This window comes from Calothrix sp. NIES-2098 (assembly GCF_963875125.1).
Classification (GTDB): Bacteria; Cyanobacteriota; Cyanobacteriia; order Cyanobacteriales; family Nostocaceae; genus Aulosira.
Map to the genome: position 1 here is coordinate 4,040,069 of NZ_CAWNKJ010000001.1, position 18,998 is coordinate 4,059,066.

At 40.5% G+C, this 18,998-nt stretch carries 11 protein-coding genes; 9 read left to right on the forward strand and 2 right to left on the reverse strand.

All coding sequences use genetic code 11. The annotated features are described in order from the left end of the window. Positions 1–37 precede the first annotated feature (37 nt). The 5 genes from AACU33_RS16860 to AACU33_RS16880 all read left to right on the forward strand — a co-directional run bounded on the left by AACU33_RS16860 (position 38) and on the right by AACU33_RS16880 (position 8,008). Entirely contained in the window at positions 38–1,081 is a 1,044-nt protein-coding gene (locus AACU33_RS16860) for a TauD/TfdA family dioxygenase (protein ID WP_096589778.1), read from the forward strand. 63 nt (positions 1,082–1,144) lie between these two features. Further along, positions 1,145–5,458: a non-ribosomal peptide synthetase family protein gene (locus tag AACU33_RS16865; RefSeq protein ID WP_339376082.1), complete on the forward strand. Its 4,314-nt coding sequence runs from the start codon at positions 1,145–1,147 to the stop codon at positions 5,456–5,458. A gap of 36 nt (positions 5,459–5,494) precedes the next feature. Further along, the gene (locus tag AACU33_RS16870; protein WP_096589780.1) at positions 5,495–6,253 is read left to right on the forward strand and encodes a class I SAM-dependent DNA methyltransferase; all 759 of its coding nucleotides are present in this window, start codon (positions 5,495–5,497) and stop codon (positions 6,251–6,253) included. A 49-nt stretch (positions 6,254–6,302) separates the two neighbouring features. Continuing rightward, entirely contained in the window at positions 6,303–7,757 is a 1,455-nt protein-coding gene (locus tag AACU33_RS16875) for an aspartate aminotransferase family protein (protein WP_096589781.1), read from the forward strand. 29 nt (positions 7,758–7,786) lie between these two features. After that, positions 7,787–8,008 carry an MbtH family protein gene (locus AACU33_RS16880; RefSeq protein ID WP_096589782.1) on the forward strand — a complete coding sequence of 74 codons (222 nt, stop codon included), beginning with the start codon at positions 7,787–7,789 and terminating at the stop codon, positions 8,006–8,008. A gap of 63 nt (positions 8,009–8,071) precedes the next feature. Here AACU33_RS16880 and AACU33_RS16885 read toward each other — a convergent pair whose 3' ends face one another. Further along, positions 8,072–13,489 carry a trifunctional serine/threonine-protein kinase/ATP-binding protein/sensor histidine kinase gene (locus AACU33_RS16885; RefSeq protein WP_096589783.1) on the reverse strand — a complete coding sequence of 1,806 codons (5,418 nt, stop codon included), beginning with the start codon at positions 13,487–13,489 and terminating at the stop codon, positions 8,072–8,074. A 364-nt stretch (positions 13,490–13,853) separates the two neighbouring features. Between AACU33_RS16885 and AACU33_RS16890 the strand changes: the two genes are divergently transcribed. Then, complete coding sequence (locus AACU33_RS16890) at positions 13,854–14,438, forward strand: endonuclease dU (protein WP_096589784.1); 585 nt, start codon at positions 13,854–13,856, stop codon at positions 14,436–14,438. 182 nt (positions 14,439–14,620) lie between these two features. On the opposite strand, the gene AACU33_RS16895 is transcribed toward AACU33_RS16890, so the two are convergent. Beyond that, entirely contained in the window at positions 14,621–15,472 is an 852-nt protein-coding gene (locus AACU33_RS16895) for a dienelactone hydrolase family protein (protein WP_096589785.1), read from the reverse strand. A 363-nt stretch (positions 15,473–15,835) separates the two neighbouring features. Here AACU33_RS16895 and AACU33_RS16900 point away from each other — a divergent pair, with 363 nt between their 5' ends. The 3 genes from AACU33_RS16900 (at position 15,836) to AACU33_RS16910 (ending at position 18,983) form a co-directional block, all read left to right on the forward strand. Beyond that, positions 15,836–17,461 carry an FAD-dependent oxidoreductase gene (locus AACU33_RS16900; RefSeq protein WP_096589786.1) on the forward strand — a complete coding sequence of 542 codons (1,626 nt, stop codon included), beginning with the start codon at positions 15,836–15,838 and terminating at the stop codon, positions 17,459–17,461. After that, the gene (locus AACU33_RS16905; protein ID WP_096589787.1) at positions 17,458–17,856 is read left to right on the forward strand and encodes a 4Fe-4S dicluster domain-containing protein; all 399 of its coding nucleotides are present in this window, start codon (positions 17,458–17,460) and stop codon (positions 17,854–17,856) included. Before AACU33_RS16900 ends, AACU33_RS16905 begins: the two co-directional genes overlap by 4 nt. Before the next feature lie 80 nt (positions 17,857–17,936). Continuing rightward, positions 17,937–18,983: an ABC transporter substrate-binding protein gene (locus tag AACU33_RS16910; protein WP_096589788.1), complete on the forward strand. Its 1,047-nt coding sequence runs from the start codon at positions 17,937–17,939 to the stop codon at positions 18,981–18,983. Positions 18,984–18,998 lie beyond the last annotated feature (15 nt).

Genomic DNA, 18,998 nt, shown 5'->3' on the forward strand with positions numbered 1-18,998 from the left:
TTGCATTATTTAACTAAATGGACATAGGATATAATCAATGCTAAAACAACAAAGCAATTCTTTAAAATTAAGTAATGTCAAACGTAAAGCTGTTCGTGTTGGCGATCATGAATTAATTAAAATAGAGTATTTTCACAACAGCCCTAACTTTCCTTTAGTTATCAAACCCGCAATTAAAGGAGTAGATTTACTCACTTGGGCTAAAAATAATCGCAAGTTTTTACAAGCAGAATTATTAAAATACACAGCAATTCTCTTTCGTGGTTTTCATGTCAAATCAATAGAAGAATTTGAGCAAATCATAGCTGCTATCTGCAAAGAAGCTTTGGAATATCGTTATCGAGCCTCGCCACGTACTCAAGTTGCAGGGAGAATTTACACTTCCACAGATTACCCAGCCGATCAAAGTATATTCCCGCATAACGAACACGCTTATTCGCCGACATTTCCTTTAAAAATCTTCTTCTTTTGTCAAACTCCACCAGCACAAGGAGGAGAAACACCCATTGGTAATTGTCGGCAAATTTTTGCCAATATTGACACCAAAATCAGAGAAAAATTTATTGAAAAAAAAGTTATGTATATGCGTAACTTTGGTGATGGATTTGGCTTACCCTGGCAAACAGTTTTTCAAAGTGAAGAAAAATCTAAAGTAGAAGAATATTGCTATCAAAACGGAATTGACTTTGAATGGAAAGATGGTGATAAATTAAGAACCCGTCAAGTTGGCACGGCTATTATCAAACATCCTATAACTGAAGAAATGGTTTGGTTTAACCACGCAACTTTTTTTCATATCTCTACACTAGAACCAAAAATTCGGAATACTCTATTATCTTCTTTTAAAGAAGAAGATTTACCAACAAATACATATTACGGTGATGGTTCTGTAATTGAACCAGAAGTTTTAGAGCATCTTCGTCAAGCTTATCAACAGCAAATGGTTACTTTCACTTGGGAAAAAGGAGATGTATTGATGCTCGATAATATGTTAGCCATACATGCTCGTAATCCCTTTGTTCCACCCAGAAAAATTTTAGTAGGAATGGCTGAACCCTATTCTCCTTCTGTTGCAGTGTAGAAGTGGGAAACAAAAGAATTTTAGAAATCACATAGTACTTAATAAGTAGAGGAATTTATAGATATGCAAACAGCAACGATAGAAGGTTTTCGACTTTCGCCGCAGCAAGAGCATTTATGGTTCTTACAACAACTCGATCGAAAATCGGTATATCGCAGTGATTGTATCATTTCAATTACAGGCAATCTTGATGTCAAACGCTTGGAATTAGCTTTACAAGATATTGTTAATCGCCATGAAATACTCCGCACTTGCTTTCGTTGTCTTCCTGGAATGAGTATCCCAGTTCAGGTGATTACAAATAACAAAGTAACTTTAGCTCAAATATACAATCTGAGCGATGTCACTGCTGAGGAGCAAGAGGTTAAAATTAAGGCAATTGTTCGCGATTTAAAATTTCTACCTTTTGATTTAGAAAAGGGTTTAATTTTACACACTGCTTTAATTATCCTCTCATCAGAGAAGCATTATTTATATCTCAGTTTACCTGCAATTTGCAGTGATACTGTCACTCTCGATATTTTAATGCGAGAAATTGCTACTTCTTACTCAGGTAATCTAGATAGTGAATTATCTGAAGAACCGCTACAATATGCAGATTTCTCTGAATGGCAACACCAAATACTAGAAGCTGAAGAAACGGAGATTGGTAGGAAATATTGGTTACAGCAAGACTTATCTGTTATTGATAGTTTAAAGCTACCTTATGAAATTAATCATTCAGACAAACATCAGTTTGAACCAAAAGCTATCAAGTCGGTACTGAATAGTAGTTTAGTACAAGAAATAGAAAATATAGCTAAAAAATATCATACTTCTAGCTCTATATTGCTTCTTGCTTGCTGGCAGGTTTTACTGTGGCGGTTGCTTGAGCAATCGGAAATTGTTATTGGTGTAGGTATAGATGGGAGAAAATATGATGAATTAAAAAGTGCATTAGGGTTATTTGCGAAATATTTAACTCTGCATTCTCATTTGGCAGAAAATTTAAGTTTTAGCCAAGTTCTACTGCAAGTAGCTAAATCTATAGAAGAAATAAATAAATGGCAAGAAAGTTTTAGTTGGGAGCAAAATAAGTATTTTGATAACCAATTACCTAACTTACCTTTTGGTTTTGATTTTGAACAGGAATCTATTATTTGTGATGTAGGGGATATAACGCTGGCTATTGAACAACATTACAGTTGCATAGAAAGGTTTAAAATCAAGCTTTCTTGTCAACCGCAATCTGAAACTTTAAATCTAGAGTTTCATTATGACTCTAATGTATTTAATGCCGAAAGTATTGAACTCATAGCAGAAAATTTTGAACGATTGATAGCCAGTGTGATTAATAATGCAGATGAGGTAATTAGTAAACTGAATATTTTAAGCGATCGCACTCTGCACCAACTTCTATTTGAGTTCAATCAAACTGAGGCTAATTACCCAAAAAGTAAGTGCATTCACGAGCTATTTACAGAGCAAGTAGAACGCACGCCAAATAATATCGCTGTTGCTTTTAACAATCAACAACTCACTTATGCTGAACTAAATGCGCGTGCAAATAAACTAGCTCATTACTTGCAATCTTTGGGTATAGGCGCAGAAGTATTAGTGGGAATTTGTGTCGAACGTTCCCTAGAAATGATCGTTGGGATTTTGGGTATTCTCAAAGCTGGTGGTGCTTATGTTCCCCTCGATCCGCACTATCCCCAAGAGCGTCTAGCTTTCATGCTAGAGGATACCCAGATATCTATATTATTGACTCAGCAGCATCTACTGCCAAGTTTACCAAACTACAACGCACAGACAATTTGCTTAGATACAGATTGGGAAAGGGTAGCACAACAGAGCCAAGACAACCCCATTCTCACAGCATATCCTGACAACTTAGCTTATGTCATCTACACTTCCGGTTCTACAGGTAAGCCTAAAGGAGTTGCGATCGCACATCGTAACCTAGTTCACTCCACAACTGCACGTATCTCTTACTATCAAGAACCTGTCACCAGCTTTTTATTACTCTCATCCTTTGCATTTGATAGTTCAGTTGCGGGTATTTTCTGGACGCTGTGTTGTGGCGGAACTCTACACCTACCAGAAGAAGGCGTACAACGGGAAGTACTTAAACTTATAGAGTTAATTTCCCAAAATCGCATTTCTCATTTATTGAGCCTTCCTTCTTTATATGCGCTAATTTTGCAACAAGCAAAACCAGAACAGTTAAATTCCCTACGTACTGTTATTGTTGCAGGTGAAGCTTGTCCGTCAGAATTGATACAACATCACACCCAATTACAGTTAGAAACATCTCTCTTCAACGAGTACGGGCCGACAGAAGCAACTGTTTGGAGTAGTGTCTATCATTGCCATTCTTTAGCAACTGGAACGCAAATATCTATTGGACATCCTATAGCCAACACACAAATATATATACTAGACTTTCACTTACATCCGGTTCCTATTGGCGTGACTGGCGAAATTTATATTAGTGGTGAAGGTATAGCCAGAGGTTATTTAAACCAATCAGGAATTACATCTGAGAAATTTATTCCTCACCCCTTTAGTCAAAAACCAGGAATACGTCTGTATAAAACTGGAGATTTAGGGCAATATCTGAGTGATGGCAATATTGAGTTTTTAGGACGCATTGACAACCAAGTAAAAATTCGTGGTTTCCGCATTGAATTAGGTGAGATTGAAGCATTATTAAATCAGCATCTTGGAGTACAAGAAACAGTAGTTATTGCGCGGGAAGATATACCAGGAAATAAACGCTTAGTTGCTTATATAGTTCCTCAGTCAAAATCAGCCGCTACAGTTAATGAATTACGGGATTTTCTCAAAGATAAACTCCCAGAATTTATGCTGCCATCAGCTGTAGTACTGCTAAAAGAACTACCTCTAGGCCCTAATGGTAAAGTTGATAGAAAAGCACTACCCGCACCCGAACAAGTCAGATCGGATTTAATTGGAGAGTTTGTTCCGCCTCGCACCCCTGTAGAAGAAAAGCTGACTCAAATTTGGGCAGAAGTTTTAAAAGTTGAGAAAGTTAGCATTTATGACAACTTCTTTGAATTAGGCGGACATTCTTTATTAACAACTCAGCTACTCGCTAAAGTTAAAGAAGCTTTTAACTTCGATATCTCTTTACGCAGTTTATTAGAAAAACCCACTGTATCAGGTTTAGCAGAAAATATCGAACGAGTTTGTCAAACAGAAGTTGAGCACCTCACTATAGACTTAACAACTGAAACTCTTTTAGACGAGACAATTTATCCACCAAATGTTGGTAAGTTTATCTCCGAACCCAAAGCGATTTTATTAACTGGTGCTACAGGCTTTTTAGGAGCATTTTTACTCGCCGAAATTCTCCAACAAACCACAGCAGAAATTTATTGCTTAGTGCGTTCTGCAAATCTTAAATCTATTCTCAAATCTTATGGGATTTGGAACGAAACTTGGAGTTCCCGCATCATTCCTATTGTAGGCGATTTATCAAAACAGCTTTTAGGTTTAAAAACTGAAACATTTCAACAATTAGCATCTACAATTGATGTCATCTATCATAATGGGGCTTGGGTGCATCATATTTACCCATACTCTATCTTGAGACTTGCAAATGTACTGGGTACGCAAGAAATTTTGAGATTAGCTAGTCAAGTAAAAACCAAACCAGTGCATTTTATTTCTAGCTCTGGTGTTGTTGCATCAAAAGTTGAATCGGGAGTTAAATCAGTTCGAGAACAGGATAGCCTGAAGGATAATGAATTTCCTAGCAATGGATATTGTCAGACTAAATGGGTTGCTGAAAAATTAGTCCAAACTGCGGCTGAAAGAGGAATTCCTATCTCTATTTATAGACCATCCCGCATATCTGGACATAGCCAAACTGGTGTTTTTAATAGCAAAGACTTTCTCTACAAATTGATTATCGGTTGCGTGCAATTAGGGAGTGCGCCCGATATAGATATTAGAGAAAATATAGTTCCTGTAGATTATGTCAGTAAAGCCATAGTTTATTTATCCCAGCAGGAAGAATCTGTAGGTAAAACCTTCCACTTGGTACATCCCCAAACTCTGCACTCAAATACACTTATAGACCATATTCGCTCGTTGGGTTATGTAATTGAACAAGTTTCTTATGAGCAATGGCGAGAGAAATTACTCAACATTACTCAAGGGTCATTAGAGCATCCTTTATATTCGTTAGTGCCATTTTTCCCTGCAAGACAGGCTCAAGAAGAAAATTCTACAGTAGGATTTTTACAGCTTGATAACCAAAACGTTATTAATGGCTTAGTCAATACTTCAATAACTTGCCCTCCAGTAGACAATCAGTTACTTAGTGTTTATTTTTCTCATCTAATTAACCAAGGTTTGTTGGCTAATTAACTCAAAATTTGTAAATAATTTCAGGAGCGTTATTTTATGACTACTACAACTCATTATGATGATTATGATGTTCTTGCTCTTATATACAACGAAGATTGGATATCAGGTCTTTTCCAAGAAACAATACCAGTTTTAGAAAAATTGTTGTTAACCCGTTTAACTAAAGGTTCTCATATTCTTGACCTTTGTTGTGGAACTGGACATTTAGCACAACAATTACTGCAAAAAGGTTATCAAATTACAGGAATTGATGGCTCTGAGCAAATGTTACATTATGCTCGTGAGAATGCGCCAGAAGCAAGATTTATCCTTGATGATGCTCGATTTTTCAATTTACCAGCTACCTTTGATGCAGTAGTTTCAACTACTGGTTCTCTGAATTATGTGATGAAAATTGAAGAATTAAAGCGCGTATTGAAAAATGTTTCTAATGCACTGATTGAGAATGGGATATTCTTGTGCCACTTCTTCACCCAAGAAGAATTTCAATCAAATTGGAACGGTAAAATTTCTGGCAATGTCAAAGATGATTATGCTTGGGCTACAAAAAATATTTATAATCCCGATACTAAAATCGGTCAAATGTCTTTAACTGTATTTTCATTAGTAGACGAAAGTTGGCAGCGTTTAGATAAAGTTATTTCAGAAAAATGTTATGACAAAGAGGAGATTATTTTTGCTCTAGAAACTGCTGGATTTAGCGAAATTAGCTTTTATGATGCACATTATGACTTAGGAATATCTCAAATGCCTGGTAGTACGTATTTTATTTGTTATAAGCGTGTGAATATTTGAGCGCTGTAATTAAATATATAACAATTATCAAATCCCCAGCTACAAATTCATGAATACGCAACAAGTTACATTAGCTCAACATTCAGATAATTTAACCAAGCTATTAGCTACAGCAGGACTGCCTAACCAGCAACAAGAATATTTACGATATTTTATTAATAGCTACAATGAAAAAACTAAAATATCCAAGCAGATTTCTCAAAATTACCGACCATTCTTAGCGGATGATAAAAATTTAGGAGAGTTTAATCTACTCTTCAAAGAAATGTATTATCCCATTGTGGCTAATCGTTCCTTTGGTTCTAAAATCTGGGATGTAGATGGTAATGAATATGTAGATATCATGATGGGCTTGGGTATCAATCTTTTTGGTCATAACCCATCTTTTATAAAAGAAGCTTTAATCGCTCAACTAGATAAAGGTATTCAAATTGGCCCTCAATCAGAACTTGTGGGTGAGGTAGCGGAGTTAGTTTCACAACTGACTGGGATGGAGAGAGTTTGTTTTAGCAATACAGGTACAGAAGCCGTCATGTCTGCTATCCGCATTGCTAGAGCAGTTACAGGACGTAACAAAATTGTTATCTTTTCAGGCTCTTATCACGGTCATTTTGATGGCACTTTAATTAAAGTAAATAAAGCAGAAAATAATTGCTCTGGACTACCATTAGCACCTGGAGTATTACCAAATTTTGTTAGTGATGTTTTAGTATTAGATTATAGCAATCCTGAATCTTTAGAAATTATCAAAACTCATCAACAAGAATTAGCAGCGGTTTTGGTAGTTCCCGTACAAACTTCTAGACCTGCTTTACAGCCAAAAGAATTTCTACACCAGTTACGGGAATTAACCCAAGCAAATGAAATTGCTTTAATTTTTGATGAAATGGTGACAGGCTTTCGGATTCACCCTGGTGGCGCGCAAGCGTATTTTGGCGTAAAAGCTGACATAGCTACTTACGGAAAGATTGTTGGTGGTGGAATGCCAATTGGGGTGATTGCTGGTGACAGTAAATATATGGATGCAATTGATGGGGGTATGTGGAATTATGGCGATGATTCTTACCCACAAACCAAGAAAACATTTTTTGCTGGTACTTTTTGTAAGCATCCTTTAGCAATGACGGCTGCAAAAGCAGTGCTGAAATATTTGCAAAGTGAAGGGTTATCATTACAGCAAAAATTGAATGCGCGGACAACACAATTTGTAAGTACTTTGAATGATTATTTTGCGGTAGAAGGTCTACCTCTACGGATGGCAAACTTTGGATCGCTATTTGGTTCTGCATCTGTAGAACTTTCTGAGGAAAATTCTGTGGCTTCCGTAGCTATGTCATTGTTAAAATATCATCTACTGAATCAGGGAGTTCACCTTTTAGGCGTTAGTGGTTATTTATCTACAGCCCATACAGATGAAGATATTAACTACATTCTTCAAGCTGTTAAGAATAGTGTAGAACAAATCCGAACTGGAGGGTTTTTACCTCCCCGTGCTGCTGTTTAAATTTTAGTTAGTTAATAGGAGATAAAACAATGCGAGAAAATTCAGAAGATACAACAATTTATAAAGTTGTAGTTAACCATGAAGAACAATATTCTATTTGGCCTGCTGATAGAGAAAATGCTCTTGGTTGGAAAGATGCAGGCAAAAGTGGACTGAAATCAGAATGTTTGGAATACATTAAGGAAGTATGGACTGATATGAGACCCCTAAGTTTAAGGAAGAAAATGGAGGAATTATCTAATAATCATTAATCATCAATCAGCGATCGATTCCCTATTGTAGATTCGATCGCTGGTATTTAGATGAACCCGATATTACACCTTTATCGGCAGCATAACTACAAACTCTGTCTTCTCTTGCGGAATGACATCTACTTCAATTGTACCTCCATGAGCTTCTACGACAATTTGACGGGCGATCGCTAATCCTAATCCGGTTCCTTTACCGACAGCTTTGGTGGTGAACAAATGATCGAATACTCTTTGCTTCACTTCCTGGGACATTCCCACTCCGTTATCTGCAATCCGAATCTCAACGTGCTGGACTGATTGCGCTACACAAGTTTGGATAGTAATGCGATTGGGTTTAGCGGCGATTTCTGCCATACTTTTGCCTAGATTAGATTCTTCCAGGGCATCAATGGCATTTGCTAACAAATTCATAAATACTTGGTTGAGTTGTCCGGCAAAGCAGTCGACTAAAGGCAGTGCGCCATAATTTTTAATCACTTCAATTGCGGGACGAAGTTCGTTGCCTTTCAAACGATGTCTCAGAATTAAAATTGTGCTGTCAATGCCATCGTGAATGTTGAAAGGTACTTTGTAATCCTTATCGGTTCGAGAAAAGGTTCGCAAACTGATGCTGATACTCCGAATGCGATTGGCACCCAAACTCATCGATTCGAGTAACTGAGGTAAGTCTTCGCGCAAGTAGTCTAAATCAATCGCCTCAATTTCGTCTTCAATTTCTACGCCAGGATCGGGAAACTTTTCTTGGTACAGGTTGATTAACCCCAACAAATCCTGGACATAATTTTTAGCTGGTTCAATATTGCCAGAAATAAAGCCGACGGGATTGTTGATTTCATGAGCAACGCCAGCCACGAGATTTCCCAAAGCTGACATTTTTTCACTCTGCACTAATTGCAGTTGCATCTGCTGTACCTCTTGCAGCGATCGCTCTAACTGTTGACCGTAGAGTAGCGATTTCTGATACAGACGAGCATTTTCTAAAGAAATAGCGGCTTGAGTGCAAAGAAGATTCAGGATATCAACGCGATCGTCAGTAAACGCACCAATAGAGCGATCGTTTTCTAGATACAAAATCCCTAGCAACTTACCTTGATGCAAAATTGGGCTACACAAAATACTCCTAGGTTGGTGCTGTCGAATGTATGGGTCATCCATTGCTCTAGGATGCACCGTGGCGTCAACTATCACTAGTGGTTGTAAGCTACGTTTCACCATGTTGATGAGATTTAAGGGTATTTCTAGGCTTTCTTCCATCGGTTGTGGGTGGAGTAGCGTTGTGGAATTATCTATATTGGCGATCGCTTGGACTAGCAAACGCCCGTTTTCAGATAGCAGCAACACGCACTTATCAGCTCCAGCATTTTCTAGGGCGACGTGCAGTAAGCTAGAAACGAGTTTTTCTAATTCAATTTCACTGGAAAGGGTTTGAGAAGCTTTCAAAATCACGGCTAAATCTAAGGCCACAGAAGCAGTGCTACTACCTGAAGAAGAACTGTGAGAACTTCCCCGACCAGATACAATAATTGTTTCGTGAGTTGAGAAAGCGAAAGAGCCTTGTTCGAGGATAGGTGCTAAAAGTTGCGGATAACGAGTTTCTAAATCCGTAACTTTGGCTTTAGCTCCCCAACGGGTATAGCAGTAATACGCCTCGATCGCGTAGGTTTGCGCGAGCTGTTGTTTGCCCCAGTTGAGATAAAACTTAGCGGCGAGTTCGTTAGCCAGCGCTTCTTGCTGAATGTAGCTGTGCTGTTTGGCACTTTCTATCGCTTGGTCATACATTTCGATAGCAGTCGCTTTATTGCCCAGTACCCGATTTCTTTCTGCTTCTACCAAACACCACATATGTTGATAGTTCATTGGTGCATGAGTTGCCCATTGCTGCATCAGTGCTTGATTTTCAGCTACCTGTTGCAAATATTGCTGCTGCTCGCCGATCGATACATCTGGATAATGTGCCAACAGCGATAGAGACGAATACAGCTGATACTCCACAAAATGAACTGTGTTTCTAGTACCGTTTTGGTATGGTTCGGCTAGTCGCAGATTTTCCACTGCATCAGCATTAGCTCCAAAGAAATAGGCAAGAATTAGTTTGTATAAATAGACAAAAAATAAAATAAAGCCCACGTTATGTTGAGTCCAGATGGGCAGCATTTCTGTTTCATTGCAACTATCACCAACCAACCGCAACTTATCAATTGCCTGACCGCTTAAATTTAAGAGAAATTGTCTGCTGATTTGACCTTGAATTAGCTGATATTCTTGTTTTAATTTTTGAATAGTCTCAACATACTGAGTCTGCTTGTGAAGCACTGTTTCTAGCTCTGACTCAGTGTGAAAACAAAAATCGCAATATGTCGTAGCGCTGTAAGCAGCAAATTCTAAATCTCCAGTTTCTAACCCAAGTTGAAATGCTTCTTGCAAAGGTTGCAAGGAATTTTGAAAGTGTGCTTTCCAGTGGAGAATGCTGCCATAAAACAACATATAAACTTTAGATTTCAGCTTTCTGCTATCAAAGCGATCTAACAACTCGATCGCTATCTGACCAAACTTATAGCCAGACTCAATATCCCCCCCACTACAAAGCAATAATCCATAGGCTACGTAGGCATAAGCTGCAAGGCTAGAATTGCCATATCTCATACAGAGATTGGCCATTGTAAAGACAACGGATGCATACATTTGGGGGTTAGCCAGGAACACCGCAGGGCCAACAGTCATCAAAATTCTTAATGCTGCTAGTTTATTCAGGTCGGTCATTTCTGGCAGGTCAATTAATGCTTCAATGTCTAGAGTAGCGATCGCCTGTTGATCTAAGCTGACGCCTAGCATCTGCAAGACCTCTAAGGCTAGATCTACTGCTGACTGCATCCGATTCTGAGAAATTAAAGATTGAATCTTGATTTCGTAAACTCTAGCTTTTTGTAATCTATCCTTGACATTTTCTAGCAGCGTCTCTATTTGCCGATCTGCTTGCTGATAGTTCGTATTCAGGTATTCTGCTTCTGCTGCTGCTAAATACAAAGAGAGTGTTAAATCGTACTGAGTCTGCCAGCTATGGGCTTCTAGGAACATGATGCCTGTATTAAAATATTTCAGTGCGGCTTCGTAGGCTGTTGCAGATTTTGCCTGACGACCCGCTATCAAATTGAGATTCGCTAATTGCTCTCGTTCCCTAGGATGAGCAATTAGTTCTGCACCCAGGTTGAGATGGTTAATAATATTAAAAATTTTCTCGTGCTGGTCTGCTGCTGGCGTGTTGTCTAACAACCGTCGCCCAATCTTGAGGTGAGTGGCTTGCTTCTGATCTTGGGGAATTAAGGAATAAGCCGCTTGCTGTACTCGATCGTGTAAAAATTTATAGCTAGTGGTCATTTTTCGTGATTGACCGTTGAGCAATAACTCGCGATCGCTCAAAAATATTTCTTGTTGAAAAAACTTATAAACATGATTCTGCGGTAAGATTAATCCTTCGCTTAAAGCTGTCCACAGATCGTTGGCGGTTTGGGTTGGGGATTGTTCGTAGACGATCGCTAGGGTTTCTAAGTCAAAAGTGTTACCAATGCAAGCCGCTAACTGCAACACTTCTTGAGTAGCTGGCGGCAATTTCTGAAGTTGAACTGCCATAAAGTCTACGACATCATCGCTGAGGGTAAGCGATCGCACCTGTGCAATGTTACACTCCCAGTAACCGCCATGAAAATTGAATGCAATCAGTCGCTCTTCATAAAGGGCTTTGAGAAACTGAGTCGTGAAGAAGGGATTGCCTTTAGTTTTGCTAAAGATCAACTCTGTCAATGGCAAAGCTAGCTCTAGCGAACAACTAAATGTATCAGCAATCAACTGATTCACCGACAACAGATCTAGAGGCGCAAGCGTAATTGTATTGACTGTAGTCTGTGACTTCTGAATTTCTTCGAGCGTCAGCATCAGGGGATGGGTTGCTGAGACTTCATTATCGCGGTAAGCCCCAATCAGCAACAGATATCGGCTATCTATGTCGCTCATTAACAGTTGCATAAATTTGAGAGAAGCAGCATCTGCCCACTGCAAGTCATCGATAAAGATCGTCAGACAACGATCTTTTGTAGCGAACACCTGGATAAATTTTTGAAATAAAATGTTGAAGCGGTTTTGTGCAGCACTACCAGAGAGTTCGGGAACAGCAGGTTGTTTGCCAATTATGCGCTCTAATTCTGGGATAACCTCAATAATGACTTGAGCGTTTTCTCCCAAAGCTGAGAGAATTTTGTTTTGCCATTGAGCTAATTGCGTATCAGTTTCACTGAGCAGTTGCTCGATTAAATCGCGAAATGCTTGTAAAAAAGCAGATAGGGGAATGTTGCGCTGAAACTGGTCAAATTTACCTTTAATAAAGTAGCCTCGTTGCCGCACAATCGGTTTGTGGACTTCGTTGATTGCGGCTGTTTTGCCGATACCAGAGAAACCCGCCACTAACATGAGTTCGCTGCGTGCGCGAGCAACTCGCTCAAAAGCTGCTAGTAAACTTGCTACTTCGCTATAACGACCGTAGAGTTTTTCTGAGATGATGAAGCGATCGCACACATCTCGTTGTCCAATCTCAAATGAATCGATCTGTCCAGTTGTTTGCAGTTGATTCAGACATATCTCTAGATCGTGTTTCAACCCCAAAGCACTCTGATAGCGGTCTTCGGCATTTTTCGCCATCAGTTTCATCACTATGTCACAGAATACTGGCGGAATGGGTTGTTCATTTTTGAATTTTGAATTTTGAATTTTGAATTTATCTGGTTGTTTAGCGATATGACAGTGAACCAATTCCATCGGATCGTTAGATTGAAAAGGTAATTCTCCAGTGAGGATTTCAAAGAAAGTCACTCCTAAAGAGTAGAAATCACTGCGGTAATCAATTCCTCGGTTCATCCGTCCGGTTTGTTCTGGCGACACATAAGCGAGAGTACCTTCCAAAACATTCGGACTATAAATTTCTTGAGTTTCTCTAGACAGCAGGGAAGCAAGGCTGAAATCAATCAACTTCACCTGCTGAGTATCTGGGTTAATTAAAATGTTGGCAGGTTTGATGTCTTTGTGAATGATGCGGTGGCGGTAGAGTCGATCGAGAATTGTGGCTAGAGCGATCGCAATTTCCAAAAACGCTTTGAGGCGATCTAAATTGCTATTAATTTCTTTATGTATCCACTCTCGTAAAGAAATTCCACCAAAGTCTTCCATCACCAGCGCATAGCTGTTGTGGTAAGGTTCCAGGCTGTAAAGCCGAACAATACCCTCAAAATCAAGATTTTGGACAATGGTGTACTGATTGCGGAATTGCAGCAATTCATTAAAAGTAGGATACTCCTGCTTGAGCAGTTTGATGACTATCGGCAGTTGATCGGCCTCGCGGATCGCACGGTAAACTAGGGTTCGCGAGCCTGCATACAGTCGCTCGCTAATTCGATAACCCAGAATCTTCGTAAGTGGCTCAACTGCTATATTCATTTCTAGTAACCTTTTTAACAAATACACTGGTTGATTTACAGTATTTTTCCCAGGTATGAGCTTTTTCTAACACACTTGATGAAAGGGCTGCGATCTGCTCAAAATCTGCTTATTGCATGATTAATTGCTCTATTGTGGAAATTTATTCAACAATACTTAATTATTTTTTACTATTGGAAACTTAGTGATTTTTTATAGTTTGGAAACTAGCGATCGCTCTATAGCGCGAAAGTTTGTCCGCGCGATGTCTTCGATTCGGGGATGAGGGATTAGCTGCGATCGCTCGGCCATCAGATTTTCAGACTTATGTCAAAAAAGCCAGATAATCAGAATACTGTTTGGCTATCCAGCAAACAACAGCTTCATGAAACTTGAATCTTTACTGAAACTCAATCGTACTATTCGCGTTATTGGCTTCGATGATGCTCCTTTCAATCGAGGTGTTGATGACTATGTATCTATAGCTGGGGTGGTATGTGCCGGAACTCGATTTGAAGGTATGGTATGGGGCAAAATCCAACAAGATGGTTTCGATACGACAGAAGTCATCTGCAAGTTGTTGATTGGAAAGAAGTTTTTACCACAAATACATATATTGTTATTAGATGGAATTGGGTTTGGCGGATTTAATGTTGTCAATCTTCCAGAATTAGCCCTACGCCTGCAACTACCCTGCGTCACTGTGATGCGCCGCCAACCGGATCTAGCTGCTGTTACAGAAGCAATGAGTCGTTTGCCAGACTTTCAGCAGCGACAGAAACTTTTGCAGCAAGCTGGCCCGATCTATGATTATTCACCCTTTTTCTTCCAAGTTAGCGGTGAAGAACCTGCTGTAGTAGCCAAGGTGCTTCAACGCTTAACTGACTGTGGCAAAGTTCCAGAAGCTTTACGGTTAGCTCATTTAATTACAGCTGCTGTCATGACTGGAGAAAGCGGAAGTTCGGCTTAAAATAGCATACCCACAATACTGTGGATGCAGATAGCGATCGCCCTCGTCACCGACTTGTCTAAAAAAGCCAACCTCGCTCAACTCCCACCATTGTCTTCATCTTTGAAATCGGCAAAACTCGGTAGATATTAAAGAGGCTAAATCTCAATTTTGAATTTTGAATTGGTATAACTGCTTTTACTTTACACGCCATACTTTTTAAACCATGCTTGCAGGCGTTTCCAGCCATCTTTAGCCTCTTTCTCTCTATAAGAAGGACGATAATCGGCAAAAAAGGCGTGGGGTGCATCTGGGTAAACGACTATTTCAGATTTACTGCTGCTGGACTTTAAGCGATGTCTACGACGGGCTATGCCTACGCGCATTTGCTCCACTGTCTCTAATGGAATTCCAGTATCCTTTCCGCCATAAAGTCCCAGCACTGGAACTTTCAAATTAGAGGCAATATCAATGGGATGCCGTGGTGTTAATTCCGTAGAATCCCCTACCAAGCGTCCATACCACGCTACACCAGCCTTAACTTTGGGATTGTGTGCTGAATATAACCAAGTAATCCGACCACCCCAGCAAAAGCCTGTAATGGCTAATTTATCAGCATTACCCTTGGCAGACTTGACAGCCCAATTGACAGCAGCATCCAAGTCAGATAACACCTGGGCGTCTGGTACTTTTGCTACCACCTTACGAATTTCATCAATGTTACTTAATTTCGAGACATCGCCTTGACGGGCAAATAATTCTGGTGCGATCGCTAAATAACCCAACTTGGCAAAACGACGGCAAACATCTTGGATGTGTTCGTGTACACCAAAAATTTCCTGAATCACCAACACCACCGGAAAATTCCCTCCAGTTGCAGGTACTGCTCTATAAGCTGGAATTTCACCATCTTGAACCGGAATTTTCACCGCACCAGCTAGTAAACCTTTAGCATCAGTTGTGATGACTTGAGCATAAATAGGTTGTACTGCTACGGCAAAACCAGTTGCTAGAGTAGCAGTAGCGATAAATTTGCGGCGGGTAAGTTCCTTCATCTTCTTTTACCTTCAACTATTGGGGTTTAGTTTTAGTTTTTTGGATATTATTAACTTTTGTCAACTTACGTTAAGTATAAACTGAAGTCCTATCATATTTAGACTTTCTAACTATTTGTTATTAATAAATTTAGGTAAACATATATTTTATTGGCGAAAGGCTTGAATTTTCTCTAGCATCATGCAATACTGCTGAATTAATCACCGTTAAATCGGTCAATGATTAGTATTTTACAAAAAATGTCTGTATTACCTTACAAATAAGTCTTTCAGGTCTTCTCAAAGTTATGCACAGATAAATTTGGCTAACCATGTCTGTGATTTTAAAAATATTCCTTTCTATAAATTCAGGAGTGAGAGCCAGTGAGCGCAAATCAATTAGCGGAACAATCATTTGCTAGTGACTCCAATCTAGATTTAGAGGCCGATGTTTTAGTGATTGGAGGTGGCCCGGCTGGTACTTGGGCAGCCTACAATGCTGCGGCTGCTGGTGTTCGGGTTGTTCTGGTAGACAAAGGCTATTGTGGCTCTAGTGGTGCAACTGCCTCTGGGGGGACTAGCGTGTGGTATGTAGCAAACCCCAACCAACGAGAAACCGCTATGGCCAGTCGGGAAGCTCTGGGAGGGTTTTTATCAGAGCGAGATTGGATGGAGCGAGTTCTAGATCGGACTCAAGCAAATCTGCATCAGTTGGGTGATTGGGGTTATCCCTTTCCCTCAGATCAACAAGGACAACCTTACTATCGTTCCCTCCAGCAAGGTGCAGAATATATGCGTCTGATGCGTAAGCAAGTCAAGAAAGCCGGAGTGCAAATTCTCGACCATAGCCCCGCCTTGGAATTGCTGCTAGACGAAGCAGGAGCAGTAGCCGGGGCGAAAGGAATTCGTCGCCAAGCGGGCGGACGGTGGACAGTACGAGCTAAAGCAGTAGTCATCGCCACTGGTGGTTGTGCTTTTTTGAGTAAAGCCCTTGGTTGTAACGTCCTCACCGGAGATGGTTATTTAATGGCGGCTGAAGCTGGGGTAGAAATGTCCGGAATGGAATTTTCTAATGCCTATGCTCTTACTCCTGCCTTTGCTTCTGTGACTAAAGGAGCTTTCTATCGTTGGGCAACATTCACCTATGAAGATGGCACAGTAATTGAAGGTGCTGGTTCTCAACGAGGACGCTCTATAATTGCCAAGACACTGCTGAACCAACCTGTGTACTGTAGTCTGCACGAAACCCCAGAGGAAGTACGGGCTTGGATGCGAACTATTCAGCATAATTTCTTTTTACCTTTTGATCGCAGAGGCATTGACCCCTTCACCCAACGCTTCCCGGTAACTCTGCGTTTGGAAGGCACAGTCCGAGGTACTGGTGGAATTCGGATTGTCGATAATTCTTGTGCAACCTCAGTCTCCGGACTCTATGCAGCTGGAGATGCAGCTACACGGGAATTAATCTGTGGCGGCTTTACAGGTGGTGGTAGTTACAACGCTGCTTGGGCAATGTCTTCCGGCTATTGGTCAGGACAAGCTGCGGCTAACTATGCTCGTCAATTAGGAGACAAGGCAAATCAACGGCGAGTGCATTCAATTGGACAGGCAGGAGTCAGTTCAGAGAGTAACAATACTTTTGACCCCCAAGAAATTATCAAAGCTACCCAAGCCGAAGTAATACCATACGATCGCAATCTCTTCCGTACCGAACAAGGCTTGAGCGATTCCCTAGAAAGATTGCATAGTTTGTGGCGAGAAGTCCGTCATAGTAACGCCCCAACAGATAGCCAAGCATTACCAGCCAGAGAAGCGGCGGCGATGGTTGCCACTGCCCGGTGGATGTATACTTCAGCACAAGCTAGAAAAGAAACGAGGGGAATGCACAAACACCAAGATTTTCCTCAGCAAGATGCTAACCAACAATATCGGCTCGTTAGTGGCGGATTAGATACAGTCTGGGCAAAGCCCGAACAAGAAGTTGTCAAGAGGGAGTTAGTAGCACTGTGATTGAATTAGTCAGTGAATCTCGCTGTATTAAATGTAATCTTTGCGTCACTGCTTGTCCGACAAATGTGTTCGATGCAGTACCAGGAAGTGCGCCTAAAATTGCCCGCCAGAGCGATTGTCAAACTTGTTATATGTGCGAACTCTACTGTCCTGTAGATGCGCTGTATGTCGATCCCAACGCTGAGGAATCAGTTCCAGTGGATGAAGAAACTTTGATAGCAGATGGTTTACTTGGCAGTTATCGGAAAAATGTAGGTTGGGGAAAAGGACGCACGCCTGCGGCTAAAAATGAGAAGTCTGCCTACTATTATCCAGTGATGCAAAGTAGCAGTAACCTGCCTACAGATGCACAAGGAAGAATTCTTCCTTGGGGAACGCAGCAGGCTAATTCGTAGTTGAGAAGTTTCTCCCTCTGCTTCCCCTACCTAAATTTATTCCACTATTCTGCAACGCCAAATACCCTACTTCCCTCTCTATGAGTTCCCAAGTAATTGAGCGCAGTTTCCTGCATCGACTTTTAGCTTCAGTCACAACTGTTGCGCTGTTATCCAGTCTTGCCAGTTGTACTTCTCCACAAAGCCAGTCTAATAACTCAGCAGTAGCTTCATCCAATACTGGAGCAAATTCGGCAGAGGCGAAAACCCTGGTTTTACGAGTTGGTTTTATCAGTTCAGAAAGCAAATTACCTATTGGCCCAGAGGGTTGGGCGCTGCAAAAAGGGACATTGACACCTGCCCTCAAAAGCTTGGGTGTGACGGAAGTAAAATTTATTCCCTTTGTAGGAGGCCCGGCACTTAACGAAGCTTTAGTCAGCGGTCAATTAGATATGGGTTTGTATGGAGATACTCCAGCTCTAGTCGGTAAAGCAGCAGGTCTTTCCACCCGATTGATTAATCAGACTAGAGTTGGTCAGAATGCTTGGTTGATTACTAATAAAAATGGTGTAAGCTCAGTTGCTCAACTTAATGGTACGAAGGTAGGGGTTGCTAAAGGCACTTATCCTCATCGTTATCTGATGGGTTTGCTGGAAAAAGAGGGATTGAGCAAAGATGTGAAGGTAGTACAGATTCCTTCTGCTGATGCTAAACCAGCATTAGAACGAGGTGATATTTCTGCCTATCCTTTTGCGATGGGAGCAGGGCCAACATTGGTTTCTCAAGGATTTCCAGCGATAGACCAAGCTAAGGATCATCAAGGATTAGTGGGGACAGGGGTAAGTGTGGTGACAGAAAATTTCCTCTCTCAACACCCTGAACTGCCGCAAACGTGGAATCAAATGAGAAAAGCAGCTTTGCAGGAAATTAAAGCCAAACCAGAGGAATTTTACCAGTTTGCGGCTCAAGCAAGTGGAAATCTGCCATTGCCTATTGTGAAAGAATCCTATCCTTTAGATCTGTATCCTACAGAGCCTTTTACACCGGAAGGATTAAAACTTTTAAATTCCACAAAGCAGTTTCTCGCCGAGCAGAAATTGTTGAAGTCGGATTTTCATATCAAAGATTGGCAAATCCCCAATCCCTAAAAGAGTTTGTAAAAG